Annotated in this window: 29 protein-coding genes; 14 read left to right on the top strand and 15 right to left on the bottom strand. The window is 55.6% G+C overall.

Translation table 11 applies throughout. The features are described 5' to 3' along the window. Positions 1 to 325: 325 nt before the first annotated feature. Positions 326 to 1,021, top strand: coding sequence for an aquaporin Z (aqpZ, locus tag QOT07_RS04820; protein ID WP_012005450.1), 696 nt, complete (start codon positions 326 to 328; stop codon positions 1,019 to 1,021). A 113-nt stretch (positions 1,022 to 1,134) separates the two neighbouring features. On the opposite strand, the gene QOT07_RS04815 is transcribed toward aqpZ, so the two are convergent. Further along, positions 1,135 to 1,905, bottom strand: a complete 771-nt coding sequence (locus QOT07_RS04815; RefSeq protein WP_283602648.1) for a class I SAM-dependent methyltransferase — start codon at positions 1,903 to 1,905, stop codon at positions 1,135 to 1,137. Between the two features lie 119 nt (positions 1,906 to 2,024). Here QOT07_RS04815 and QOT07_RS04810 point away from each other — a divergent pair, with 119 nt between their 5' ends. The 3 genes from QOT07_RS04810 to QOT07_RS04800 all read left to right on the top strand — a co-directional run bounded on the left by QOT07_RS04810 (position 2,025) and on the right by QOT07_RS04800 (position 4,357). Continuing rightward, a complete protein-coding gene (locus QOT07_RS04810) occupies positions 2,025 to 2,810 on the top strand; it encodes a helix-turn-helix transcriptional regulator (RefSeq protein ID WP_099064880.1) in 786 nt (261 codons plus the stop codon). A 126-nt stretch (positions 2,811 to 2,936) separates the two neighbouring features. Further along, positions 2,937 to 3,704: a DUF2076 domain-containing protein gene (locus tag QOT07_RS04805; protein WP_283602647.1), complete on the top strand. Its 768-nt coding sequence runs from the start codon at positions 2,937 to 2,939 to the stop codon at positions 3,702 to 3,704. A gap of 101 nt (positions 3,705 to 3,805) precedes the next feature. Next, on the top strand, positions 3,806 to 4,357 hold the full coding sequence (locus tag QOT07_RS04800) for a GNAT family N-acetyltransferase (RefSeq protein WP_283602646.1): 552 nt from the start codon (positions 3,806 to 3,808) through the stop codon (positions 4,355 to 4,357). Here the strand turns inward: QOT07_RS04800 and QOT07_RS04795 are convergent. The 4 genes from QOT07_RS04795 to QOT07_RS04780 form a co-directional block, all read right to left on the bottom strand. Then, positions 4,345 to 4,608 carry a hypothetical protein gene (locus tag QOT07_RS04795; protein WP_099064883.1) on the bottom strand — a complete coding sequence of 88 codons (264 nt, stop codon included), beginning with the start codon at positions 4,606 to 4,608 and terminating at the stop codon, positions 4,345 to 4,347. The two genes, QOT07_RS04800 and QOT07_RS04795, sit on opposite strands and share 13 nt — an antisense overlap. 95 nt (positions 4,609 to 4,703) lie before the next feature. After that, positions 4,704 to 5,147, bottom strand: a complete 444-nt coding sequence (locus tag QOT07_RS04790; RefSeq protein WP_099064884.1) for a thiol-disulfide oxidoreductase DCC family protein — start codon at positions 5,145 to 5,147, stop codon at positions 4,704 to 4,706. A gap of 299 nt (positions 5,148 to 5,446) precedes the next feature. Continuing rightward, positions 5,447 to 6,073, bottom strand: coding sequence for an isochorismate family cysteine hydrolase YcaC (ycaC, locus tag QOT07_RS04785; RefSeq protein ID WP_012005442.1), 627 nt, complete (start codon positions 6,071 to 6,073; stop codon positions 5,447 to 5,449). 136 nt (positions 6,074 to 6,209) lie between these two features. After that, positions 6,210 to 7,091, bottom strand: coding sequence for a pirin family protein (locus tag QOT07_RS04780; RefSeq protein WP_283602645.1), 882 nt, complete (start codon positions 7,089 to 7,091; stop codon positions 6,210 to 6,212). Positions 7,092 to 7,217: 126 nt separating this feature from the next. Between QOT07_RS04780 and QOT07_RS04775 the strand changes: the two genes are divergently transcribed. Beyond that, positions 7,218 to 8,126: a LysR family transcriptional regulator gene (locus tag QOT07_RS04775; protein WP_261427450.1), complete on the top strand. Its 909-nt coding sequence runs from the start codon at positions 7,218 to 7,220 to the stop codon at positions 8,124 to 8,126. Here the strand turns inward: QOT07_RS04775 and QOT07_RS04770 are convergent, their stop codons facing one another. Together QOT07_RS04770 and QOT07_RS04765 are read right to left on the bottom strand one after the other, a co-directional pair. Continuing rightward, positions 8,127 to 8,510 carry a VOC family protein gene (locus tag QOT07_RS04770; protein WP_099064886.1) on the bottom strand — a complete coding sequence of 128 codons (384 nt, stop codon included), beginning with the start codon at positions 8,508 to 8,510 and terminating at the stop codon, positions 8,127 to 8,129. A 1-nt stretch (position 8,511) separates the two neighbouring features. Then, the gene (locus QOT07_RS04765; protein WP_283602644.1) at positions 8,512 to 9,294 is read right to left on the bottom strand and encodes a DeoR/GlpR family DNA-binding transcription regulator; all 783 of its coding nucleotides are present in this window, start codon (positions 9,292 to 9,294) and stop codon (positions 8,512 to 8,514) included. 258 nt (positions 9,295 to 9,552) lie between these two features. Here QOT07_RS04765 and QOT07_RS04760 point away from each other — a divergent pair, with 258 nt between their 5' ends. Continuing rightward, positions 9,553 to 10,170, top strand: a complete 618-nt coding sequence (locus QOT07_RS04760) for a hypothetical protein (RefSeq protein WP_283602643.1) — start codon at positions 9,553 to 9,555, stop codon at positions 10,168 to 10,170. A 9-nt stretch (positions 10,171 to 10,179) separates the two neighbouring features. Here QOT07_RS04760 and QOT07_RS04755 read toward each other — a convergent pair whose 3' ends face one another. The 3 genes from QOT07_RS04755 to pagP all read right to left on the bottom strand — a co-directional run bounded on the left by QOT07_RS04755 (position 10,180) and on the right by pagP (position 11,824). Continuing rightward, positions 10,180 to 10,443 (bottom strand): putative hemolysin, encoded by a 264-nt coding sequence (locus tag QOT07_RS04755; RefSeq protein ID WP_085115377.1) that lies wholly within the window; start codon positions 10,441 to 10,443, stop codon positions 10,180 to 10,182. Between the two features lie 57 nt (positions 10,444 to 10,500). Beyond that, a complete protein-coding gene (locus QOT07_RS04750) occupies positions 10,501 to 10,986 on the bottom strand; it encodes a YjjA family protein (RefSeq protein WP_219015499.1) in 486 nt (161 codons plus the stop codon). A 247-nt stretch (positions 10,987 to 11,233) separates the two neighbouring features. After that, the gene (gene pagP / locus QOT07_RS04745) at positions 11,234 to 11,824 is read right to left on the bottom strand and encodes a lipid IV(A) palmitoyltransferase PagP (protein WP_099064890.1); all 591 of its coding nucleotides are present in this window, start codon (positions 11,822 to 11,824) and stop codon (positions 11,234 to 11,236) included. 804 nt (positions 11,825 to 12,628) lie between these two features. Here pagP and QOT07_RS04740 point away from each other — a divergent pair. After that, complete coding sequence (locus QOT07_RS04740) at positions 12,629 to 14,305, top strand: alpha-keto acid decarboxylase family protein (protein WP_099064891.1); 1,677 nt, start codon at positions 12,629 to 12,631, stop codon at positions 14,303 to 14,305. A 26-nt stretch (positions 14,306 to 14,331) separates the two neighbouring features. On the opposite strand, the gene QOT07_RS04735 is transcribed toward QOT07_RS04740, so the two are convergent. Beyond that, complete coding sequence (locus QOT07_RS04735; RefSeq protein ID WP_262261370.1) at positions 14,332 to 15,240, bottom strand: LysR family transcriptional regulator; 909 nt, start codon at positions 15,238 to 15,240, stop codon at positions 14,332 to 14,334. 67 nt (positions 15,241 to 15,307) lie between these two features. Between QOT07_RS04735 and QOT07_RS04730 the strand changes: the two genes are divergently transcribed. Both QOT07_RS04730 and QOT07_RS04725 read left to right on the top strand, forming a co-directional pair. Next, positions 15,308 to 16,165: an alpha/beta fold hydrolase gene (locus tag QOT07_RS04730; protein ID WP_262261512.1), complete on the top strand. Its 858-nt coding sequence runs from the start codon at positions 15,308 to 15,310 to the stop codon at positions 16,163 to 16,165. Between the two features lie 15 nt (positions 16,166 to 16,180). After that, positions 16,181 to 16,789, top strand: coding sequence for a glutathione S-transferase (locus QOT07_RS04725; RefSeq protein ID WP_207976507.1), 609 nt, complete (start codon positions 16,181 to 16,183; stop codon positions 16,787 to 16,789). On the opposite strand, the gene QOT07_RS04720 is transcribed toward QOT07_RS04725, so the two are convergent. After that, positions 16,786 to 17,901 carry a DUF1615 domain-containing protein gene (locus QOT07_RS04720; RefSeq protein WP_262209234.1) on the bottom strand — a complete coding sequence of 372 codons (1,116 nt, stop codon included), beginning with the start codon at positions 17,899 to 17,901 and terminating at the stop codon, positions 16,786 to 16,788. The two genes, QOT07_RS04725 and QOT07_RS04720, sit on opposite strands and share 4 nt — an antisense overlap. 131 nt (positions 17,902 to 18,032) lie before the next feature. Here QOT07_RS04720 and QOT07_RS04715 point away from each other — a divergent pair, with 131 nt between their 5' ends. The 4 genes from QOT07_RS04715 to QOT07_RS04700 all read left to right on the top strand — a co-directional run bounded on the left by QOT07_RS04715 (position 18,033) and on the right by QOT07_RS04700 (position 21,938). Beyond that, complete coding sequence (locus QOT07_RS04715) at positions 18,033 to 18,503, top strand: GNAT family N-acetyltransferase (RefSeq protein WP_283602642.1); 471 nt, start codon at positions 18,033 to 18,035, stop codon at positions 18,501 to 18,503. Positions 18,504 to 18,625: 122 nt separating this feature from the next. Then, positions 18,626 to 19,486: an SAM-dependent methyltransferase TehB gene (gene tehB, locus QOT07_RS04710; protein ID WP_283602641.1), complete on the top strand. Its 861-nt coding sequence runs from the start codon at positions 18,626 to 18,628 to the stop codon at positions 19,484 to 19,486. 154 nt (positions 19,487 to 19,640) lie between these two features. Beyond that, entirely contained in the window at positions 19,641 to 20,279 is a 639-nt protein-coding gene (leuE, locus tag QOT07_RS04705; RefSeq protein WP_085115370.1) for a leucine efflux protein LeuE, read from the top strand. Positions 20,280 to 20,438: 159 nt separating this feature from the next. Next, positions 20,439 to 21,938 carry an aldehyde dehydrogenase family protein gene (locus tag QOT07_RS04700; protein WP_283602640.1) on the top strand — a complete coding sequence of 500 codons (1,500 nt, stop codon included), beginning with the start codon at positions 20,439 to 20,441 and terminating at the stop codon, positions 21,936 to 21,938. A gap of 36 nt (positions 21,939 to 21,974) precedes the next feature. Here the strand turns inward: QOT07_RS04700 and feaR are convergent, their stop codons facing one another. Continuing rightward, positions 21,975 to 22,883 (bottom strand): transcriptional regulator FeaR, encoded by a 909-nt coding sequence (gene feaR, locus QOT07_RS04695; protein WP_283602639.1) that lies wholly within the window; start codon positions 22,881 to 22,883, stop codon positions 21,975 to 21,977. 191 nt (positions 22,884 to 23,074) lie between these two features. After that, on the bottom strand, positions 23,075 to 23,713 hold the full coding sequence (locus QOT07_RS04690) for a DsbA family protein (RefSeq protein WP_261415365.1): 639 nt from the start codon (positions 23,711 to 23,713) through the stop codon (positions 23,075 to 23,077). Positions 23,714 to 23,937: 224 nt separating this feature from the next. Here QOT07_RS04690 and QOT07_RS04685 point away from each other — a divergent pair, with 224 nt between their 5' ends. Next, positions 23,938 to 24,186, top strand: a complete 249-nt coding sequence (locus QOT07_RS04685; protein ID WP_283602638.1) for a hypothetical protein — start codon at positions 23,938 to 23,940, stop codon at positions 24,184 to 24,186. 109 nt (positions 24,187 to 24,295) lie between these two features. Here the strand turns inward: QOT07_RS04685 and QOT07_RS04680 are convergent, their stop codons facing one another. Further along, on the bottom strand, positions 24,296 to 25,528 hold the full coding sequence (locus QOT07_RS04680) for a YncE family protein (protein ID WP_283602637.1): 1,233 nt from the start codon (positions 25,526 to 25,528) through the stop codon (positions 24,296 to 24,298). Between the last annotated feature and the right edge of the window lie 34 nt (positions 25,529 to 25,562).

Below are 25,562 nucleotides of genomic sequence, written 5' to 3'. Positions count from 1 at the left end.
AGGAATTAACAATTAACACGGACAAATCGAATGGGAAAATCATATGAAAAATTGAATTTAACCGTAGCTATTTCCCGCCAGAAATACTTATACCGCTAAGCTTAGGGTAAATTCTTATAACAGCGATAAAAAAACCAGCAAACACACCGCAACACCCCAAATATAGCCGTATTCGCATAGACAAAGTTAATTGACGGGGATTTAATATCTGCTGTTATTCAAGCTGCATTAAGAATAATCCTGATAGAAACCTGCATTAAATGAAAAAGGTGTTCTATAGTTTTTAGTGCTAACGCCCGTTAGTATTTTCCGTAGGATGGAGTCTATGTCAAAGCGACTTTTTGCCGAATTTTTTGGCACATTTTGGTTGGTGTTTGGTGGTTGTGGTAGCGCAGTATTAGCAGCAGCATTTCCACAGCTGGGTATTGGTTTTCTTGGTGTGGCACTCGCTTTTGGTCTGACCGTGGTCACCATGGCTTATGCCGTTGGCCATATTTCTGGCGGGCACTTTAACCCGGCCATTACCGTAGGATTATTTGCCGGTGGCCGTTTCGCTGCCAAAGACGTGATTCCCTATGTGATTGCTCAGGTTATTGGCGGGATCGCTGCAGCAGCGGTGTTGTATTTGATCGCCAGCGGTAAAGCTGGTTTTGACGCTACCGGCGGCGGCTTTGCCTCCAACGGTTACGGCGAGCACTCGCCGGGTGGCTATTCTCTGCAGTCGGCTATCGTAATTGAACTGGTGCTGACCGCATTCTTCCTGATCGTTATTCATGGTGTGACCGATAAACGTGCGCCTGCGGGCTTTGCTCCGCTGGCCATTGGTTTGACGTTAACCCTGATTCACCTGATCAGTATTCCGGTAACCAATACTTCCGTTAACCCGGCGCGCAGTACCGGCGTGGCAATATTCCAGGGAACCTGGGCATTGCAACAGCTTTGGGTATTCTGGCTGGTGCCATTAGTGGGCGGTGTTATCGGCGGCCTGATTTATCGCTGCCTGCTGGAAGACAAAAAGTAATTTCTATCCGGTAATGATCGGTCAGGGCAGTCGCTATATCCCATGAATTTCCGATTGCAGCCAACCCGCTGCAATCGGAAAAATAAAGGGTCTATTGACTGCCCTGATGTTATTTATCCTCTGACTACCTCAAACATCATAATATCGCTGGTGAATGTTCCGTCCGGTTCGATGGCAAAATGCTGTATCACCTCTTCAGAAACCCCCTGCTGATAAGCACGGATCGCGGTAACGAAATGCTCCGGCGTACGCATCCGCTCTACCCAACTGCTGAACTTCAGATGCAGCCGGTCCGACGTCACTTCCTGTACCAGCAGACCGGCTTCGGTCAGCAGGCCCAACCATTCACCCGGCGCATAGTCACGCACATGTGAAGTATCGCGAAGCACCTCAACGGTTTGCAGATAGATATCCAGCAGCGGATGCCCCGGTGAAACCACATCCATAAAAATCGCTCTGCCACCCGGTTTCAGCACCCGTCGAACTTCACGCAATGCCTGGCCGACGTCATGCCAATGGTGTGCCGAGTAGCGGCTGATCACCAGATCAAAGCTCGCATCGTCAAACGGCAAGGATTCCGCCACGCCCTGCTGTACCTGAATGTTGTTGAAACCTTTATCTATCGCCGCCTGGCTTACCACTGCCAGCATCTGCGCCGACAAATCATAGGCTACCACCTGCGCCACTTTGGCTGCTGCGGTAAAGCTGGCGTGCCCAGCGCCGCAACCCAGATCCAGTAATCTGGCGTTGGTGTGAGGTTCCAACAATCGTGCCAGCCGCTGTAAATCCTTTCCCTGTGCATGCACTGCGCTAGTCAGATAGGCGCTGGCTTGCTCACCAAACTGACGGTCAACCGCATTTTTATGGCTATTGCTGATGCTCATAGGTGCTCCCTTATTATTGTATGGCTTTCGCCTGTGCCGGATGGCTTTTAATGACTATAATCGCCTTATTATACGGGTACAATATAAGCAGTTATCCTAGTATCAGAAGGTACCAGTCTATGCAATCAGAAGCCTTGTCCGGCCCTAAAGCCCTGGGTGCCTTCCTGCGTGCGCACCGTGAACGTATCACACCGGAAATGCTGGGGTTACCCAGCGCCCCGCGCCGTCGCACCAGCGGCCTGCGTCGTGAAGAGCTGGCTCAAATCAGCGGTATCAGCGCCACCTGGTATACCTGGATAGAACAGGGGCGCGAGGTTTCCATATCACCCCATACGCTGGCTCGCATCGCCAAGGCACTGCGGCTGGGGCCAGCCGAACGTCACTACCTGTTTACCCTGGCGCGCGTAGCCGATCCCGAGCAGGAGCATCATCAGGAAACGGCCAACAGTGCCGTTTTGCAAAGTGTTCACCAGGTGACCGTGCCTTGCTACCTGCTGGATATCACCTGGAATGTCGTCGCCTGGAACCCACAGGCGGAGAGCCTGTTCAGCGGCTGGCTGGATCAGGCCGGCAGCCCCAATCTGCTGCACTTTATGTTTTTCCACCCGTTGGCAAAAACGTTGGTCAGCGACTGGGACGATCGTGCACGGCGCGTGGTCGCCGAGTTCCGTGCCGAAACCAGCCACCACCAGAACACCGAAGAGATACGCGCTTTCGTGCGCAACATGACGCACAACAGCGAGGCCTTTCACCACTGGTGGAAACAGCAGGACGTGCTGGCGCGGGAGGGAGGCGAGCGAGCATTCACCCATTTGCAGCAGGGGGCGTTGCGCTATCGGCAACTGACGTTTAATCCGGCGGAAAATAGCGGGCTGAAGCTGGTGATGCTGATCCCTTTGCCGTAACTGGTAACAAATTCATGAACAGGTTTACCTGCCATTTATTTATTGGTTCATATAAACGCGCTAGGGTGATAGTTACCGATGATAGTCATCATCCAGTAACGTTATTAATCTCCTTGAGGTAATCCTATGCAATCCGAAGAACAACGTCTTATCGATGGTCTGTTTGGCCGCTTGAAAGAAGCCGAGACCAAGACGGGCCAGAGGGATCTCCAGGCAGAACAGCAAATCAATCAGCACATTCGTGAACAACCTTCCGCCCCCTATTACATGGCGCAGGTGATGATCATTCAGGAAGCGGCACTGAAGCAGTTGGACCAACGGGTGAAAGATCTGGAAAGCCAGATTGCCCAACAGCAGCAAAATAGTGCCAACCCGCCAAGCAGCGGCGGTTTTCTGGCCGGGCTGTTCGGCGGCGGTAACCGCAGTACGCCAAGCCCGCGCGAGCAGTATCAGGCACAACAGCAGAATAACGCGGCCTGGAACAATCAGCCGCAGCCGGGCTATGCTCCGCAACAGCAACAGCAGCAGCCGACCTACAGTCAACCTCAGCAGGCAGCACCTTCACGCGCCGGCGGGTTCCTCGGTGGGGCATTACAGACCGCAGCCGGCGTGGCGGGCGGTGTGGTGCTGGCCGATATGCTGACCGGCATGTTCCGCCATTCGCAGCCGCAAGAGATTGTGAACATCATCGACGAGACCCCAGCAGCACCGGTGACACCGGTGGATGAAAGCGCGATGAATAATTTCGACGCCTCCAACAACCTCGACACCTTCAACGGTGGCGATAGTCGCTTCCTCAATCAGGACAACGGCTTCCAGAACGCGGATTATCAAAACGACGATAACACCGACTTCTCGGATGACGACTACAACGACGACGATTCGTTTATCTGATGCAGCCCCCCTCTCCGTCCGGGGAGGGGTTTAGTGTTTCTTGTTCCCCGCATCCTGGTCTACAGTTAACCCTGCCCAATGACTGCAGGTGACGAGAAGCCATGCCGCAAATTCCCCCTACGCCCCTTTTTGTTAGCGCCCGTATGCTGATGCGTCCGCCGGTGGCCGACGATGTTGCTCGCTTTTACGCTATTTTTGGCGATCCGGAAACTCAACGCTTTAACCCCGCCGGACCTGTCGCCAGTGAACAGTTGGCACGGCAGGCACTGACTGAACGGATCGAAAACTGGCAGCAGCACGGCTATGGTTCCTGGGCGATTGCATTACATGAACGGCCGGAGTGGATTATTGGATTTGGCGGGATTTCCTGGCGGCCACTGGGGGCACAGCGCACGGTGAATCTGGGCTATCGCTTTGATACGCAGGTTTGGGGCCGTGGATTGGCGACGGAACTGGCGCAAGCTTCACTGGAATATGGTTTTGAACAGCTACGGCTGGCAGAAATTTCCGCGATTGTACGTGAAAAAAATCTGGCCTCGTGCCGCGTGCTGGAAAAAGCGGGTTTACGTTTGGTGGATACCCTGGATGACGTGCCTGGCGATAGGCCAAGCCTGGTTTACAGCCTGCTGCGCAGCGAGTATCAGAGCTGCTGAGACGGCGGATCATCATTGATTTTCGCCAGTTCCCGGCGATAGGACCTCACCTTTTGGCGCTTCTTCAGCCAGGTGGTGGTGGCGACGATAAAAATCAGCCCGGACATAGTCAGTACGCCAATCGGATGGCCATAAAACACCATCATGGCGAAGTAAATGGCAGACACCATCGCCACCCATTTCGCCGTATTTCCCACCGCATTCTTTTCCTGGCTTAAACGGCGAATGTGCTCTTCTTCACTGATTCCCATACCCTCTCCTGATTGACTGAACATTCCATTATATGGGGCCGGAGTGCTGATATTTCAATCGATTAAAGGGTAAAGAAGCGTAAAGCTCAGCAGATTTACTCACTGCGATGATGCAAATAACGCCCTGGTAAATGCTCACCGGGCAAGGCGGTGCCCTGATTGCGGCCAAACAATCGGTAGCGGTTGCTCGCAACCGCATTGTAAAGCGCGTCCGCCAGCCGCTGCGGCAGAAAGCGGGCCCATGCCAGCAGGCGAAATGGCCAGCCAAGCTGGCGCAGTGCCTGAAAAAATGCTGCTGAACGTAACCAGTGCTGGTCTTGTTGCAGGTAAACAATGGAGTCAAAACGGTCGGTGGGTAACGCCAGCCAACGCAGGATCGCCTGCCCTTCCTCGGATTGCACCGTGGCCAGCAAGATCTTGCCCTGCCGATCGGCACGGATCAAAAATCGCACCAGCCCGTGACACAGGTTGCATTCGCCATCGAATAACAACACCCGATCACCAGGCCGCAGATAAGGGGGGAGCGTTGACCGATTCATTTGGCCTCCTGAGGGAATGCCACCAGACTAGCGCGCATTCCCCCTCAGAGCCAGCAGACCCGTTTAAGGCACCGAAGGAGCCAGGGGTTTATCCGGCAATGCCACTACCGAAACGCGGACTTCATAATGCTTGGCCGTACTGGCCGGGATTGGGCTTAACCTACCCCGCCCCCGGCACATGAGAAAGTCGCTTTTCACGACCTTTTCACCCCGATGATCTTTGCTTACACCCCACCGCTAACCTGATGAAAACTTAAGGATTATATAAAGACTCATCGGCGTGTATTTCCTGTATCGCATTACTTACCGCTGGTCAGCGTGCTGTAGCTGGTCATCAGGTTGCGGTAGTCGGGGATATGGTTGGCAAACAGTGCACCCAGCCCTTCGACATCATTGCGCCAGTCGCGATGCAGTTCGCAGGCGACGCCGAACCAGGTCATCAGCTGTGCGCCTTCGGCTTCCATGCGGCTCCAGGCGGATTGGCGCGTCAGTTCATTAAAGGTGCCGGAGGCGTCGGTGACTACAAACACCTCAAAACCTTCGCTGAGGGCAGACAGCGCCGGGAAGGCCACGCACACCTCGGTGACTACCCCGGCAATAATCAACTGCTTACGCCCGGTCGCTTTCACTGCCTTGACGAAGTCATCGTTGTCCCAGGCATTAATCTGTCCAGGGCGAGGAATAAAGGGCGCATCGGGGAATTGAGCTTTTAGCTCCGGTACCAGCGGGCCGTTGGGGCCGTCTTCAAAACTGGTGGTCAGAATGGTCGGCAGGTTGAAATACTTCGCTAAATCCCCCAGTGCCAGTACGTTATTTTTAAAACGATCGGGATCGATATCTCGTACCAGTGAAAGCAGCCCTGCCTGATGATCCACCAGCAATACGGCGGCCTGATCCTTGTCGAGGCGTTTGTAATTTGCAGTCATGGTTTACTCCTGTGGGGTTTTGATTATTGCGGTTAAAAGTGCCCTTGGCCGTTAAGCCAGAGCGCAGAGGTTGTCTTAAAGTGTAGAACCGGATCCGGCATTATTTTACCGGATCGGTTCTCGGGTATGGATGGGTTTAGCCGACGTCGTGCTCTGCCGCCATGCTGCCGAACTTGCCACCGTTGAAGTCATGGAAAGCCTGCTGGATTTCCGCGTCGCTGTTCATGACAAACGGGCCATAGCCGACGATAGGCTCGTCGATTGGCTCACCGCTCAGTACCAGCAAGCTGACGTCGTTGTTGGCTTCGATGGTGATTGAATCCCCCGCCCGGTCAAACCTGACCATTTGGGTTTCACGCACCACTTCCTCGCCGTTAACATGAATAGCCCCGTGCAGCATTACCAGCGCCAGCGTATGGCCTTCTTGCACTGTCAACGTGGTGGTATGACCGGCGTTCAGCTTCATGTCCCAGACATTGAGCGGGCTGAAGGTGCGTGCCGGGCCGGCTGCATCGCCGAAGCTACCGGCGATCACCCGAACCTGCCCTGCGCCGTCTGCCAGTGGAACCACCGGGATATCCGCATTCAACAGCGTCTGGTAACCCGGCTCAGCCATTTTGTCCTTGTCCGGCAGGTTCACCCACAGCTGGACCATTTCCATGGTGCCGCCATTGCGCGAGAAATCCCGGGAATGGAACTCTTCGTGCAAAATACCTGAGGCGGCGGTCATCCACTGCACATCACCAGGGCCAATCACCCCGCCGCTGCCGGTGGAATCGCGGTGCTCGACTTCCCCTTGGTAGACGATGGTCACCGTTTCAAACCCGCGATGCGGGTGCTGGCCAACGCCACGGGTGCCGGAAGCAGAGCGGAACTTGGTTGGCGCCGCATGATCCAACAGCAGGAACGGGCTCATTTCCGCCCCCAGATCGTTATAGGAGAACAGCGAATTCACCAGGAAGCCGTTGCCGACCCAGTGGGCTTCAGGGCTGTTGTAAATACCGAGGATCTTTTTCATCTTGAACTCCTGTTTCAGGTCTCACGACCTTAGGTTGATGCCAGAAGTTTAATCCAACGCCATTTGCTGCAGTAGTAGGCAAGATGTACACTCAGCGTTCTATTTATAGAACGATAAGGACGGGCGATGTTCACCGACTTGAACGATCTGTTTTATTTCGCCAGCGTGGTCGATCATCAGGGATTCGCCCCCGCCAGTCGTGCGCTGGGCATCCCGAAGTCCAAACTGAGCCGCCGCGTGGCGCTGCTGGAAGAACGTCTGGGTGTGCGCCTGATCCAGCGCTCTACGCGACGTTTCTCCGTCACTGACGTCGGCCAGAACTACTACACACACTGTAAGGCGATGCTGGTGGAAGCCGATGCGGCGCAGCAGGCGATCGAACAAACCCGCGCCGAACCCTGCGGTACGGTGCGTATGTCCTGTCCTGTAGCGATCTTGCATACCCGGGTCGGCAGTATGGTGGCGGCCTTTATGGCCGATTACCCGAAAGTCACGGTGCATCTGGATGCCACCAACCGCCGGGTAGATGTGGTGGGAGAAGGGTTGGATCTGGCGATCCGCGTGCGGCCGCCGCCGCTGGAAGACAGCGATCTGGTGCTGAAGATCCTGGCGCAGCGTACCTGGTGCGTCGCTGCCAGCCCGGCACTGGTGCGCACCCTCGGGCCGGTACAACGGCCAGAGGATCTGCATAAATATCCCACGCTCGATCTTGGTCCCGCACGCGCGCAGCACCTGTGGCAATTGACCGGGCCGGACGGTGAAAAAGTGGAGTGGGAACACACGCCACGGCTGGTGACTGACGACATGCTGATGCTGCGTACTGCCGCGATTGCCGGTGCCGGTATTGTGCAACTGCCCTCGATGATGATGCGCGATAACATCCTGCGTGGGGAACTGGTGCAACTGTTACCCGGCTGGCAGCCACAGGGCGGCGTGGTGCACGCGGTTTACCCGTCACGCCGTGGGTTACTGCCGGCGGTGCGGCTGCTGCTCGACTATCTGGCGCAGCAGTTCGCCATCATTGAAGAAGAGTGATCAGCCGGTGATTTCGATGGCGTTGCCGTCCGGATCGCGGATGATCGCTTCGTAAAAACCATCGCCGGTCCAGCGCGGCGGCGCCTGCAGGATCCCCTCCTGCTGCGCACGCTGCGCTAACTGGTCGACAAGGTCCTCGTCGCCTAACGACAGCGCAATGTGCGCCCAACCCACACGTTCCTCGGCCTGATCCGCCGGTAGCAACGCCGGTAAACCCATGATCTCCAGCGTCGGACCGCTAGCCAGGCTGACAAAACGGGAAACAAAACCCGGGCGGTTTTTGCTAACGTACAATTCTCCGGCCACGCCGTTAAAGTAACGCTGCCAGAACGCCACCTGGGCATCAATATCGCGGGTCCACAGGGCAACATGGGCTATTTTCATTTCACTCTCCAATTGATGAGTCGCTGTACAGCACCTTGCCACCGCTGTGGGTCACCTGCTGTTCGAGCTGTGGATGTCGGCCAGGCGGCGTCACCAAATAATCGACGCGGTTGGCAGGCAGGAAGCTGTAGGGGGCGTAGGTATTCAATTTGTCGCCGGTACAGAGCACCGCTACGTTACCGGATCGCGTCAACAGGCGTTTCTTGAACTGGGCATCCTGATAATTCAACGCCGAGAAACCGCTGGCCGGGTCGTAAGCGCAGATGCCGGTGAAAGCGATGTCGAAATGAAAACCGTCAATTTCCTGCACCGCTTTGGCATCGACACAGCCGCCGATGTCGGCATCCAGTTCACCGCCAATTAAAATAGCGCGGATCCCCGGCCTTTCCAGCATTTTAGCGGCGATACTCAGCGCGTTAGTCACCACCGTCAGCCGCTGGTCAGGGGGCAACAGATCGGCCAGATAAAGATGGGTGCTACCGGCATCGAGGAAAATCACCTGCCCTTCCTCGATTAGCGCCAGTGCGGCCAGCGCCAAAGCCTGTTTCTCATCACCGCTCAAATGCAGCCGATCCCCGATCGGCCCGGTTGCCGGTGTGGGGGCCAGTGCTCCGCCATAGATGCGTTTACACAGGTTTTGTGCCGCCAACTGGCGCAGATCGCGCCGAATGGTCGCTTCGGTGGTATTCAGACGCTCCGCCATTTCAACCGCCAGCACACGCCCCTGCTGTTGCAGCGTGGTGAGGATCGCCTCATGACGTTGGTTGGGTAACAGTTTGGACATTTTGCCTCTCGCTGGCGAACAAGTGATCACCAATGTACACAAACGTGCAAAAACGTACAAATAATTCGAGAACAGGGCTGGGCTGCTGAGTTTTGTGGTTGCCGTCGTTGTGGGCATTTACTGCTGCTGTTGCTGGAAGAAGGAAGCGGGTAAACACGGGAATTTCATGAGACGCTCACCTCTTGGCGAACGATTTGGCTATACTGAGGCAGGCAACGTTACCGCAGAACGTAACGGCTTGGGCGCTAAGGGAAAAAGATGCTGTCAAAATTAGTGAAGTGGCTGTTTCAATTGCCGGGCAGGCTGTTTGGCGGGATATTCAGGAGTCGCCTGACGATTTTTATCTTCTTTATGCTGATTGCCGTTGGGGTGTTCAGCACCAAGCGCTATCTGCGTGCCCATCAAAATGACGATGAGTTTGTCTCGATCACCCCCACGGATTACAACCGGGCCATCCAGCGTGAAATGCCGCTGCGCGAGGCTCGCGAACAGTGCGGAGGCCCGCTGCATGACAATGCCGGACAACCCTGGCCCGCGTCGGCCGGTTACCTGCATCAACCAGAGCACAAAAACAGCGGTCGCTTGCAGCAGCTGACACTGGACAATCAAAACAACGATTTTCCGGTGCTGGTCAAACTGGAAACGCCCGGCCAGCCACAACAGCTGGCTGAAGTGTTTATTCCCGCTGCCGGCAGTTTCAATATCAAAACCAATCCGGCCGGCGAATACATCATGAAGATCAGAAACATCAAAAGCGGCTGTAACTTCCGTTCCAGGCCCTTCACCCTCAGCAGCCATCTGGACTGGCGGCTGCCGCTCAATACGCAAACGGACGGCAGCGTGCGGCTCCAGCCGATCAGCGATCGTGAGTTTTAACCCGAGCGCTTATTTCTTCACCGGGTGGTCACGACGGAACAGTTCCCAGCTTTCAATTTCCTGGCCATTAGGCAAGGTGCAGGTGGAATACTGGCCGTTGGCATTTTGTTTGGCATTCAATTTGCCGCCGATCTCGGTGCAATAAACGTCTGCTGGGTTGGCCATGCCGATCGGTTTCATCTGCGGTGGAGGTGGCGCATCGTTGGATTTCATGGTGCAGCCCTGTAGCATCGCCATCCCTGCAAGCAGGGAGACCATCAGAATTTTTTTCATTTTTTCAGCTTATACAAATTAAAAACGGCGGTGCATAAGCAACCGCCGTTTACGTTATCAGGAAATGAAGGACGCGCCCTGCTTCAGAACCAGATCACAGGCTTTTTGCTTCACTTTTTCGGTGATTTGCGAAGTGCCCAGGCTGTTCAAATCCAGGCTCTTGCCTTCGCCGGTTTTCAGCAAACCGCCCAGCCCTTGCTGGTAGTCCTGGCTCTTGGCGTTCTCAGTGCTGCTGATGCCCAATTTGCCCAACAGCTTGTCTTGCACGCCTTGAACGCCATTGGCTGACAGTACGTTGTTTTTCACACAGTACTGCAGGATACCGGCGGCATTGGTCATGCTGCTGGAGCTCAGCGCTTTATCGCCACCGTTCAGCAAGCCGGTCAGCGAGGACAGTGAAGTGCCACCCGTGCTGTCGCCTGACTTGCTCAGCTCACCGGCTGCGCTGCTCAGGGAATCCATCAATCCGGCAGCCTGAGCCGCCCCACAGGTCATAGCGGTGGTCAATGTCAGCGCCAACAGTAAACGATGCTTGGTGTTCATGGGGTAAAACTCCTGTTTATCTTGCCATCCCTGCCTGGTTCCCCTGGCTCTGCGGCGGGAGAAATCAGGTGGGTATATCGTGTGCAATAAGCGCAATGCGCTGGGTCACCTCTTCGGACGCCACCACCCGCGACAAGTTCCTTTTATCTGACAATGCAGCGATTTTTTCAGAATTCAGGTAATTTTCTGGCTGGGAAACGCACGACAGGGAGAATTGGGGGTGGCAGAATGAACGACCCGCCGGCGATCAGAACTGCCAACGGAACCAGCCAAAGAACACGTTACCGTTATTGTAGGTACCGGGAATATAGGTGGCCTGAAAGGTCAGTTGTTTATAGCCGATAGAGGCCAGAGGCAACGGCGCCGGTATAGGAATGTAATTCCAGTTATCGCGCGCGGTAATACTGGCGGTAAAGCCCAGACCCAAACGGAAATCCTTGTCCTCCAGCGGCCGCCAGATCTTCTCATAAGCGTAACCGCCGATCGGTTCCCACTTATTGAACGAATCCTTGAATACCATCAGATAGAGACCATGCCAGTCACCGTCGCTGTCGTAGCGCGAGATGCCATAACCACCGCCCCAGGGGCGCTCGTTGTAGGAGTCGATTTTTTCCTGATCGTAGGTCCAGCGGTTATGCCAGGTAATCGCCGGCACATAGAGATCTTTATTTGGTGAATTGTTCCAGGTTTCCGCCACGTTACGGGTGAAACGCTGCCACAGGCCCGGTTTTTCAGCCTGCACGGCATTGCTATTTTCGGCACCAACCTCAGCGTAAGAAGGTAGTGCAGGAAATAGCAGCGCCACTGTGCAAGCCAAAACGGTCCGTTTAAAAAGCATTATCAAACTCCTGTAAAAAATAAGGCCGGGGATTCTTACCTATCACCTACTCAAGATCAAGCTGTATCTTATTTATCCAGCCAGTTTTTCTTACTCGTTGTCACTTGGTTAAGTTTAGCTGCCGTCAGGCGGAAAGGCGGTTTGCGGCGCACAGGCTACTCTTCCCTCAGTGCAGCGTCTGTCAGAAAACTCCGCAATCGTGCCGTCAGCGCAGAGGGCGCTAGCGGTTAGCTGGCATACGGTAAAACTTCTTTCCTTCACCAGGTGTAGCGGAATCTTTACTGCCGCCCGGCAAGCTAATGTAACGGCGATCACGTTTTTAATCGGGACTGAAAAGCCGTTTTACCGGCGCTCCTGCCACGCTAAGGGTTCTGTCGCCTGGCACTGCTGTAAATATGCAGTTACATCACTGCCGTAGAGGTCGGTGCCATCAAAAACGGGCAGATGACCGGTAGCCATTTAATCCGCGAGCAAAAGTACCGGGCACTCACCCAGCACGCTATGAACTGGCGACACAAGCCAGATTTTACATCTCTATTACATTCAATGAAAAATACCACCGCCGATAACCCCACCTTTAATACCGATTAGTCACAACGTAAACCCGGGAATACAAATCACCCGCCCCCGCGACAGCCACCTCAACTTGAACAAGCCGATAGTTTAAATAATTGTTAAAGCTAACCAGCGCCCCCCTGACTGTACGGGTCCAGCGTTATTTTAAGGTTCTCTACACAACATCGTCGGCAATTAACTTGCTGTTCTCTGCCTGATAAAAGAAAGATAAAAAATCCGGAGAATTACATGAAAATCACTATTGGAGCTTTCATCCTGCAGCAGCTCCGCACCCTGAACATCGATCGTATTTATGGCGTACCCGGCGACTATAATTTGGCGCTGCTGGAATTGATTGAACAGGAGGACAACCTTGAGTTCATCGGCAACTGCAATGAACTGAATGCATCCTATGCGGCCGACGGCTATGCACGGCTAAAAGGTGCCGGGGCACTGATCACCACCTACGGCGTCGGCGATCTGGCCGCGCTGTCCGGTATTGCCGGTGCCTACGCCGAATCTGCCCCGGTGGTCTGCCTGTCCGGCACCCCGCCGCTGCACGCAATGAAAAACCATCTGCTGCTGCACCACACGCTGGCAGACGGTAACTTTGATAACGTGATGAACTGCTTTAAACAATTCACCGTCGCCCAGGCATTAATTACACCGGAAAATGCGGCGGTGGAAATCCCCCGGGTTATTTCCCGTGCCTGGACGGAAAAGAAACCGGTTTATTTACAATTACCTTCCGATATCTGTGATGTGGAAATTGAAATTACTCAGGTGATAACCCCGCCGCAATTGCCGGCCAGCGACAAATATAATGTTCAACTGGCGGCGATGGCATTGCTGGCGCGGATCAAACAGGCGAAAAAACCGATTATTCTGGTCGACCAAATGGTGGATCGCTTTCAGCTACAGCAGTTAGTGATCGACGTGGCGCATAAATTCGCTATCCCACTCACCAACATGCCGACGGCCAAATGCATTATTCCGGAAACCACACCGGGTTGGATGGGCGGTTACAGCGGCAATCTGTCACGCCCCGAACTGTATGAACACATGGCGCACGCCGACTGCGTGCTAAGCTTTGGGGTACGGCTGGTGGACTCCACCACCGGTTATTTCTCGCATCGCATCCCGTCCGACGCGCAAATTGATATTCAACCGTTTTCAGTGAAGCTGGGTGACACTTCTTACCCGGCAGTGGCAACGGCAGACCTGTTGCAGGCACTGCTGGCGCTGGGCGAAGGCGTGGCAAATTATCACCCGGCTCCACTGCCTGAAGCGCGCCATCGGCTGGCGACGCCGAGCGAAACCCCGATCGACCAGGCCTATTTATGGCAGCGCCTGCAACGCTTTATTCGGGCCGATGATGTCCTGGTGGTAGAGAATGGCACTTCGGGCGCAGCGATTGGCGGCATGCGGATGCCGGACGGCGTCCAGGTGGTCAATCAGCCGATCTGGGGCTCGATCGGTTATACCTTACCGGCGCTGTTGGGCACCATGATGGCCGCACCGGATCGCCGACATCTGCTGTTTATCGGCGATGGCTCCTTCCAACTGACCGCGCAGGAAGTTTCCACCCTGCTGCGTTACGATCAGAAGCCGATTATCTTCCTGATTAATAACGACGGCTACACCATCGAGCGCTACATTCTCGGGGAGAACTCGTCATACAACGATATTGGGCCGTGGGACTACGCCAAACTGCCGGCGGTACTCAACACCCAGGCGACGCCGTTCAGCGTGGCGGTAGAAACCACTCAACAGTTGGAAATTGCGCTGGAGCACGCCTCGCGGCAGGATCGGCTGGCCTTTATCGAAGTGAAGGTACCGATGATGGACACCCCGCCGGTGATGAAGGAGTTCTGCAATCGCTGTAATCACTTTAACTTCGGCCTGACCAACCCGCGTCGCGCTTAACCCCATCAGCATCCATCCGCCGTTGCTCAGGGAAAGGCGGCTGGCCCCAGAGCCTGCACCACCTGCTGTTGCAAGGTTTGCAGTAGTGGGTGGTGCCGCTTGGCCCCCAGACGTAACGCATGCGCCACGTTCGGTAAGGGCAGCAGGCGCTCTAAGCGGGTCTCGATCTGCACCCGTCGATCGATAGACTGCTGATTGAGCAGGCCAATGCCCATCCCGGCAGCAATGGCCGCCAACATCCCCGCCACCGACGGACATTCCACCGACACCTGGCAGGCAATACCCGCGGCGCTCAGTCGCTCTTCCGCCAGGCGGCGGTAAAAACAGTCCGGCCCATAGCTGACCAGCTTCACCCTGTCTCCTGACTGATAGCGCCACCCCGGTGGCACACACCAGTGAATGCGCTCCGTTGCCAGCACCACATCTTCTGCGCTCAGCGCATCGCAAAACTGTTGATGCAGCACCAGATCCAGCGTCCCTTGATCCAGTGCGTTACGCAGCACCTGGCTTTGCTCGATGACCAACTGCACATCCACCTGCGGGTGTTGGTGGGTGAATGCCGCCAGCAAGGCCGCCAACTGCGGTAAAGACATCTGCTCCGTGGCGCCAAAACGCACCCTGCCCTGCAATAACGAGGGGGAGAAATGCGCCAATGCCCGATCGTGAGCCTGCAAAATCTGCCGCCCATGCGACAACAGGGCCTCGCCATCCGCTGTGGCGGTCAACGTCATGCCCTGACGATCGACCAGTCTGCGCCCCAACTGCTCCTCCAGACGTTTGATTTTCCAACTCACCGCCGACTGGCTGAGATTGAGCTGTTGTGCCGCACGCGTCATGCTACCGGTATCGATCACGCTCAGTAGCGCTCGCAATGCATCAATGGATAAACGCTGGTTCATAAACAGACCATGACAAAAGTTGGATTTAATCACCATAACTTGTCATTAGCGTCATGGAAAGACGGTAGGTATGGTTTGTCTACAACACGACAATCCGTGAGTCATCATGAACGACTTAGCCTCTCTGCTTAATCAGCAAGTTATCATTCAGGGTCACCGTATTGCCACCGGCATCCAGGGCGCAGGTGAACCGCTGGTGTTGGTACACGGCACCCCTGCCCACTCGATCATCTGGCGAGATTTGTTACCCAGCCTGACGGCAGCGGGCTTCAGGGTTTATATATACGATTTACTGGGCTATGGCGCATCAGAACGCCCGTTGTCGGCAGACACCTCAATAGCAGCGCAGGCGGAATTACTGATCGGCCTGCTGGACCACTGGCAACTGGATTCCGCCCACGTGTTTGGTCACGATATTGGGGGCGCATTGTCACTGCGTGCAGCGTTCGAGCACTCCCGACGCTTTCGCTCGCTGACCATCGCGGATATTTGCAGTTACGACTCCTGGCCTTCTCCGACCTGGCGCGGCATCCGTAATAGCTATCGCCAGTACGCGGTCATGGACGCGTCACAGCACGAGCAAACCCTGGCTCGCCAACTGAAAATGGCGGTGTTCAACAAGTCGCGGATGTCCGGAGAGCTATTGCAGCACTATCTGGCACCGATCGTCGGTGTGGTCGGCCAACCGGCATTTTATCAACATCAAATCGCCCATTACGACGCCCGCTATACTGAAGACTTCGCCCAGCGCCTGCCAGAGCTCCGCCTGCCGGTGCAAATCCTCTGGGGTGAGGACGATGAGTGGCAGCCGGTAAGTTACGCCTACCGTTTGCAGGGCGACATTCCCGGTGCCAGGCTGCAGGTGATCCCACAGGCAGGACATTTTTTAATGGAAGACGCGCCGGAAACGGTAGCCCAACGGCTGGTGACGTTTATTCATTCACTTAAATCGGGCGAATAGGCTCAGGAGAACATGATGCAACTGATTGGCATGCTGGATTCACCCTATGTGCGCCGGGTGGCAATTTGTCTGAAATTATTGGAGATCGAATTTGAGCACCACGCCATTTCGGTGTTCCGCGGTTTTGAACAATTCAAAGCCATTAATCCGGTGGTGAAAGCCCCAACGCTGGTGCTGGCCGACGATCAAATCCTGATGGACTCTTCGTTGATCCTGGAGTATGCCGCCGGCATCGCCCCCACCGGCAAGGCTCTGCTGCCGACTCAGGGCGCTGCACGACTCTATGCTCTGCAACTGACTGGGCTGGCGCTGGCCGCCTGCGAAAAGACGGTGCAGATCGTTTATGAGCAGCAGTTACGGCCGCAGGAGAAACAGCATCAACCCTGGTTGGATCGCGTTCAGGGCCAACTGCTGGCAGCCTACGCAGAACTGGAGAAACAGTTGCTGCGAGCCCCCGCAACACCTCAGGTTACGGGCAGCGCTGAAGTCAGCGTGGCGGTGGCCTGGAGCTTCACTCAACTCATGCTCCCCGGGCTGATTAGCGCCGATAACCACCCGACGCTGGCGGCATTTGCCGCCCAGGCCGAGCGGCATCCTGCGTTTATCAGTACCCCACAGGTTTAACCCGCCGAGGCGCGCGTCATACAACGTTGGCGCCGCTCGTCCACCCGCTTGGCAAACCAGGCGGTGGTCAGCTTACGGGTAATTTTCGGGCTTTCCAGCTGAATGCCCGGCAGCATTTCCCGTGGCAGTTTCTTGCCGGTGGATTTCTCCGCCAGAGCATAGACACGCTCATACAGGTCGGTGTCGGCAAACTCCAGTAAATCGCCCTTCTCCAGCGCCCGGCGAATCGACGAGTTACTCATATCCAGGCGCTTGCCGAGGGTGCGCACGGCCAGTTCGGTGGTGCCCGGCTTGTCGGTGCCGTAGTTAATCACATCGCCGTCCAGCGCCAGCGGGATCCCCGTTGCCCGGCTGACTGCGCTTTGGAAAGCCGCATTGCGGCTGGCGTACCACCCGGCATTGAAGTCGGCAAAGCGGTAAATCGGCTGGCTGTAGTTGGCCGGATACCCCAACAGGTGAGCGATACCGAAATACATGCCGCCACGGCGGCTGAACACTTCGCGGCGAATAGTGCCGTCAATTGGGTAAGGATAGCCTTTGGCATGAGCCTCGGCGAAGGCGATACTCACCTGCATCGGCCCGGCGGTATGCACCGGATTCAGGCTACCAAACAGCTTCTGCCCCATCGGCACCGAATCGATCATGTCATCAAAAATATCGCTCAGGTCTTTCTCGGTACGCACCTTATCCAGCCGCTCGCTGTAGCTCTTGCCATTCGACGATTTAATCAGCAAGGCGGTATGCACCAGGAAGTTGGGGATATGCAGTTGGTCGGCTCGGCGGTCGATCTCTTTCCAGGCGATTTTGGGCAGCCCCGGCACCGGCGGGTTGGCCTGAAAGGTCGACTCCTGCTCGGTGACGGCCAGTACCGAACACAGGTTTTGGTCGCTGGGTTCAATACCCTGTGCGGCAAAGGCGGCGGTGATATCGGTGGCCCAGCCCTGGCGATCGGCGGTGTTGGCCGGCATTAACCGCACTAACTGGGCTTTGACGTCTGCCGGACGTTGCACCGGCGCGGTAGGCGTTTTAGTGGTACAACCGGCCAACACTAGCAGCGCGGCCAGGCTCAACGGACGCAAGGTCATCGGGTTGATAAAACGGCGAATTAGCATCTTTTCCCTGATCGTTTTAGCTTAAACTGCACTGACGTTAGCCCAGCCACGGGCCGCGATCCAGTTTAAATATACCGATCCGCCCATTGCACTGGGCCATCAAAGGAAAATAGCCGTCAAGGAATAACCCAATGATTGAACTCACGGACATGAGCCAGCAGGAATTCGAACGTTACTGTGCTCACGCAATCGAAGAATACGCCAAGGAACTGGCGCGTTCGCTGTCGCTGAGCCAAGAGCAGGCGCTGGTGGAAGCCGCGGCAACCTACAACGACTCGTTACCCAACGGGTTGGCGACGCCCAACCACAGGTTGGTTTGTGCCCGGCGGGTGGGAGCAGAACAGAATATCGCCATCGTCTGGTACAACATCAAACAACGCACCTATGGTAAGCAGCTATTCGTTTATGATTTTGAAGTCGATGCCGCCTGGCGGGGCAAGGGCTACGGTGAGAAAATCCTGAGCGCGGTGTTGGACGCAGGACGGGCTGCCGGTGCGGAATATGCCGAGTTGGCGGTCTTCAACGATAACCCAACGGCAGCCAGGCTATATACCCGGCTCGGCTTCAGGGCCGTCAATACCCGAATGCACCTGAAGCTCTAAATTATACCTTTCATGCTGCTGGGCATTTTCAACGGCCCCATAAACATGTATTTTATATGCAACATATAAAATTATTCTGTTCGCCCGCTACATGCGGAAACGCAGAACTCAAGGAGTGATTTATGAATGACCTGCTTTGTTATAAAACCCTGCCAGAATGGAACAGCACCACGCTGCCGGAGAGTTTCCAGAAAAAGCACAACACCCAGAGCGGCACCTGGGCCAAACTCAGGCTGCTGAGCGGGACATTAACCTTCGCATTGATGACCGAACAGGGCGAAACAACCGAAACCTGGCAGTTCAGCCCCGAGAGTCAACCGCCGTTTATCGAGCCACAGCAATGGCACCGCATCGTTTCATTCTCCGATGATATGACCTGCCAACTGGCTTTCTATTGTTCGCCAGAAGATTATTACCACAAGAAACACCAACTGACCCGTACCCACTCCGAAGTGATCGAGGCCGTACAGCGTATCGCGCCTGGCAAAACACTGGATCTGGGCTGTGGCGGCGGACGCAACTCGCTTTATCTCAACCTGAAAGGCTTCGACGTCACCGCCTGGGACAAACACAGCCCATCGATTGATAATCTCAACGGCATCATCGATAGCGAAGGCTTGTCGCACATTCGCGCCAGTGTGCAAGACCTCAACACCCACAGCTTCAGCGGCGAATACGACTTTATCCTTTCTACCGTGGTGTTGATGTTCCTCGACCCGGCGCAAATCCCCTCGCTGGTGAAAAACATGCAAGACAGTACCGTCAACGGCGGTTACAACCTGATCGTCGCGGCGATGGATACACCGGATTATCCTTGTAGCCTGCCTTTCCCGTTCACCTTTAAACCGGGTGAGCTGAAAGAGTATTACGCCGGTTGGGAAGTGCTTAAGTACAACGAAGAGGTTGGCCAACTGCACAAGACCGACGCCGCCGGTAACCGCATTTCGCTGCGTTTCGCCACGCTGCTGGCACGCAAGCCATAACCCCTTTTTGACCCCTGTGTAACGGGCGGCGAAATACGGCAAACAACATGAAGTTTATTACGTTGCCAACCCGCCGCTGCGGCGTTAGGATCGCGCCCGGCTACGGGTGTAGCCAGTGTTATTGGCTGTCAGTTCCTCGCATGGAGAGGTTATTGTGTTAGAGAGTTTTGGCGTCCTGAATCTTTGGACCTATCTGGCCGGGGTGATTTTTATCATCATCCTGCCGGGCCCGAATACGTTGTACGTGCTGAAAACCGGCGTGACACGCGGTGTGCGAGCTGGCTATACCGCCGCGCTGGGCGTGTTTATCGGTGATGCAATTCTGATTTTCTGCGCCTATATCGGCGTGGCTTCGCTGATCCGCACCACGCCGTTCCTGTTTACCCTGGTGCGTTTTCTCGGCGCGATCTACCTGCTGTTTCTGGGTGCAAAAATTCTCTATGCCACCTTTATCCAGAAAAATGCGGCACAGCATCAGCAGATTGAAGGCAGCCACAGTATTCTGCGCAAATCGCTGACGCTCAGTCTGACCAACCCGAAAGCGATCCTGTTCTATGTGTCGTTCTTCGTGCAGTTTATCGACTTCGACTATGCCCACACCGGCCTGTCGTTCACCATTCTGGCGTTGATCCTCGAGTCGGTCAGTTTTCTCTATATGACCACGCTGATCTTCTCCGGCGCGATGCTGGCGCACTTCTTCAACCACAAGAAAGGCCTGGCAAAACTGGGCAATGGTCTGATTGGCCTGCTGTTCCTCGGCTTCGCCACCCGTCTGGCGACCCTCAGTTCCTGATCCGGTTCCCTAACGGCTGACCCGTTCAGCCGTTAGCTTCTCCCCCATCATGTCACGCAGGGCAAACCGATTGTCAGGCAGACAAAAGTCGACCCTCTCCACCTGCTGTAAGCTTTTAAGGTTAACGATAGCGACCTTTTTTGTCTGACAGGAGGGCGTATGCCTGACAATACCCTAGCAGTGATGGACAGCGTTTCGCGTTTTCTCGATCGTCATCATGGGCTATATATCGACGGCCAATGGTGCGAAGCCAGCGCCGAAGGCCGGCTGGCGGTGTATAACCCCGCCGACGGACAGCAAATATCCTCTACCGCCGATGCCAACGCACAGGACGTCGCGCGTGCCGTGCAATCGGCCCATCAGGCTTTTACCGCCGGGATCTGGGCACAGCGTTTACCCACCGAGCGCGAACGCATTTTACTGCGCTATGCCGATCTCCTTGAGCAACACAGCGAAGAGCTGGCCCAGTTGGAAACGCTGGAACAGGGCAAGTCGATCAATATCGCCCGCATGTTTGAAGTCGGCAGCACGGTGAACTGGATGCGCTACACCGCCGGGCTGACCACCAAGATCACCGGCCAAACGCTGGACGTGTCGATCCCGATACCACCGGGTGCCAAATATCAGGTATATACCCGCAAAGAACCGATTGGCGTAGTGGCCGGTATTGTGCCGTGGAACTTCCCGCTGATGATCGCCATGTGGAAAGTGATGCCGGCGCTGGCGGCAGGTTGCTCTATCGTCATCAAACCCTCGGAAACCACCCCGCTCACCGTGCTGCGCATGGCCGAACTGGCCACCGAGGCCGGTATTCCGCCGGGCGTATTCAACGTGGTAACCGGCAAAGGCACCGGCTGCGGCAAGGCACTGACCGAACACCCGCTGGTCGCCAAAGTGAGCTTTACCGGCTCCACGCCGGTCGGCAAAGGTATCGCGCGCGCAGCGGCAGATCGTCTGACCCGCGTCACGCTGGAACTGGGCGGTAAAAACCCGGCCATCGTGCTAAAAGACGCCGATCCCCAACAGGTCATCGAAGGCCTGATGGCGGGCAGCTTCCTCAATCAGGGCCAGGTGTGCGCCGCCAGTTCGCGGATTTATATTGAAGCACCGATCTACGACACCCTGGTGGCCGGGTTCGAGCAGGCGGTGAAATCCCTGACCGTCGGGCCGGGCATGGATGCCAATGCGCAGATCAACCCGTTGGTATCCAGCGATCACCGTAATAAAGTGGCGGCCTATCTGGACGATGCCAGATCCAAGCATGCGGAGCTGATCAGCGGCGCGAGCGGGCCGGATTCTCAGGGGTTTTATATTCCGCCGACACTGGTGATTAACCCAGACGATAAGCTGAACCTGACGCGCGAAGAAGTGTTTGGTCCAGTGGTGAATCTGATTCGGGTGGCGGACGCCGAAGAAGCGCTGCGCAAAGCCAACGACACCGACTACGGTCTGACCGCCAGTCTGTGGACCACCAGTCTGCAGGCAGCAATGGCGTACACGCCACGCATTCAGGCCGGTACGGTCTGGGTCAATACCCATACGTTGATCGACGCCAACATGCCTTTCGGCGGCTTTAAACAATCGGGCAGTGGCCGCGACTTCGGCCCGGACTGGCTGGATGCCTATACCGAATCCAAATCGGTGTGTATCCGTTACTAAACAGCGACTTAATCATCAATAGCGCCACCTGTGGCGCTATTGATGCTGTTTACGGTATTCGCTCGGCGAAACGCCAAAACGGCTTTTGAAGGCGGTGGAAAAGTGGCTGTGATCGCTAAAGCCCCAGTCATAGCCGATAGTGGCCAGTTTCTGTCGCTCCGGTGCGCTGCGTAATGCCTGCGCACACAAATCCAGACGGCGGTGCTTGATATATTGCGCCACCACCAGTCCCTGACGAGCAAACATCCGATACAAACTGCGTACCGAAACGCCAAGCTCGCCGGCAATCCACTCCGGCCGCAACTGCGGTGACTGAATATGCGTATCGATAAACGCCAGCGTTCGGCTAAAGCTGCGCGGATGACGGTCTTCCTCAACCACGCGCTCGACCAGCACCGGACGCAACAGCGTCGCCACCGCGTTCAGTATCGCTTCACTTTCCGGAGCGCTCATCTGCGAGTCCTGCATGCAACCCAACACCAGTTGCCGACTAAGGCGCACCACGCTGCTTTGCGCATCGAGCCGCCGGGCGTACTGTACTTCGGACGCAGACTGCTCGAGATAGCTGCGCGGCATCAGTAATGAGATTTGGCGGGAATTCTGTTGGAAGGTAAAGCTGCTGGTGCGTGAGGCGTCAATCAGCGTGACGTCACCGGCGGACAATACCGCCTGCCGATCGCCCTGCTCCATCAATGAGCTGCCACGCAGTTGAAACACCGTGAAAAAGTGCGAGCCGTCGCTACGGGCAATCTCCTGTTGGGTACGGTACAGCCGGGTCTGGGCAGCATCAACCACGCTCAGACGCAACGCGTGGGCGCGGAACTCCTGCATCGCACCGCTAAAACCAGGCCCCAGCGTCTTGGCGCAAAACCGGCCACAGGCGGAATTGATTTTCGCCAGCCATTCCTCGAAACCGACCTCCCTGACCTGTGCGGAAATTGCCATGGCTTACCCCTCAAACATCAGCGATGAAACGCGAACGGCGTCGAACAGAAAATCAACATAACAACCCGGTAACATACAAGCAATGTCGGGGACGGGATTTGGCGCAGGGATCACAGATTGCGCCTTACTCCACACAACATGAAAAACCCGGCCGCAGCCGGGTAGGTAAAAACAAGAGTAAGGGGAAAATATTAAGGTTGGGTGGTCAGCAGATAGCGGACCACGGCGGCGTACTCTTTGGCGTAACCGTCAACGCTTTGGCTCGCCATACCGGCATTGTCGATTTTGTACTTGCCGGAGACATAAAACGATGGCGTTGCACGCACGTCCAGCGCCTTCACGGCCTCATTCTGTTTGGCAATCATGCCCTTCACCAGCAGGCTGTGGCGCGCATTTTCATAGGTAGCAGCATCCACACCAGCAGCGGCAAACACCCGCTGGATATCTTGTTCACTGTTGATGGCGCGCTTCTTTTGCAGCTCGTCGAACAGCAAGCCTTCAATTTTGTCCTCAATGCCCATCACCATCGCCACCGACCAGGCTTCGGTCAGCTCATTACCCAGTTTGCCCATCAGGCCAACGTGGTATTTGGTCAGTTTGGTGCCCGCAGGCAAGGCCTGGCTGACGGTGCTGCCCACATGGTAGGTATCGGCAAACTGATAGCAGGGGCCGCAATAGAAGGAGAAAAACTCCACCACCGCAGGGGCAGAGGCCACCGGCTTATCCAGGCGGGTATATTGTTCACCCGCGCGGTAATCCGCCGCCGCAGCGACAGCAGGAAGCAATAACGCCAGTAACGCACCGGCAAACAGTCGATTCACTTTAGCCAACTTAAATACTCCAATTCAGATGAGAACATTGTCCCTAACGCCGTTGTTTATAATCAAATTATCGGTTCAAGGCCAGGCTTTATTACCTTATGTTTATGTGGGATTGACCCATATCAAAGGTGTCGGGCTGAGAGTCGGTGGTGCTCTGCAACTCAGGGACTATGCTTAAAAGAAGGCGTTGACCGGTGCGTAACGGCACCAGGAAATCCGATACCGAGGTTAAAATGACATCGATTAATAAGAACATTGGTGAATACGACTTCACCGCGCAAAAGAGAGCGGACATGATCACCGGCACCATCAGCGGTGAATTCCCGGACAGCGATGCCAGCCTTCCCCTGCTGCCATTCTCCGGGACCTTTACCGCCCCTTCCGTGGCAGAAGCCATCGCAGAGATTAAACGCAAGTTCCCCCATATAGAGCCGGCCATTATCGATTTATTACGCGATGAAATGCTCAGGGCGGGATATTAACCCGCCCTTTTAAAACAACAGAATAAGCAAACGCCAGAGAGCCGCTCCGCTAATCACTATTAATAAGGGAATACGCTGCGTCAGCCTTCACCGACGCAGCAGGGTAAAACTAGTTTTTTGGCAGTTGAATACGCACGACGCTTTCCGGTTTACCGGCCTTGGTGCCGGCGCCGTCATTTTTCACCGTCACGAACAGCACGTTATTGTGGGTGTCCAGCGCCAGACTGTTAGGGTGCGGTGGCAGTTCTACCCTTTGCTGGCGTTTAAGCGTCTTCGAATCAAACACCGTCAAGGTCCCTGCACCGTGATCAACACGGATCCCTTTACGGTTAGCGACGTAGATCCGCTGGTTACGATCGTCCAGCAGCAGGCCGATCGGCACTTCGTCGGTCAATTCGCTGGCCAACACTTTGCCGTTGTCCGCATCCAGTGCAAACACCCGATGGCCACTGCTGCGCTTCGCGTAGTCATGCCCCAAATGAGTGTTACGGTAGTTATCGCGATCGATACCCTGATCCACGCCTAACAAGCGGTTGTTCTTGCCGTCATACACCAGGTTCAGCAACTGATCCGCCTGGATCTCCTGGGTAGAGGCGATCGCCAGCGTATCGGCATTCAGGGTGATCAACTGCCCCTGCATGTTGGAGACGAAGACCCGCCGCCCTTTTTCATCGATAGTGATCCCCACCGCGTTGTAACCGAAACCGGGGATGGTTTTCTCCAGTTTTTTGGTCTTGGTGTCCACCACAAACAGCACGCTGTCGACCCCAAAGCCCAGTCCCGGCAGGAACAGACGGCCGGTCTGCGCATCATATTTTGCCTCGCGGATGCGGTACTGATAATCCTCGGTGATCTTGAAGCGCTTAAGCTCCTCAAGCAGAAATTCCAGCCGCTTTCCACTGATGCCGGCATCTTTGTAGGTCTTTTCCAGCATCGTCTTTTCAGTCACGGGAATGCTGTCCAGAGCACGGTTGGTGGCGGTATCCACCACGCCGACCGAGCCGTTGAAGCCCTGCGTCAGATAGAGTCTATGACCGGCGTCATCCAGCGCTACGCCAAAACCTTTTACCTGTAGAGGGATTTCCGCCTGCACCGCCAGCGTGGCCGGATCCAGACGCAACACGCGAGATTTCGCCTCTTCCTTCCAGTCCGGTGCGCTGACAAACAGCGACTGCTGGCTTGGGCTATAGGCCATCTCCACCACCGCCGACGACAACGGCTGACGCTTGATATCCTCTGGCTTAATCCCGTTATCACGGGCCTGTGCCGCACCCGCTACCACCAACGACGTGGCGATCAACAGTGACAATAAAGCGCGAGGTGTTCCTGGTGTTCCAGACATCCGTTTATCTCCATGAAAGTAATAAAGTCAGTTA

This window comes from Serratia proteamaculans, assembly GCF_949794035.1.
Taxonomy (GTDB): domain Bacteria; phylum Pseudomonadota; class Gammaproteobacteria; order Enterobacterales; family Enterobacteriaceae; genus Serratia; species Serratia proteamaculans.
Note: the sequence above shows the minus strand (reverse complement) of the source record. Positions and strands in the feature narration are given on the sequence as shown.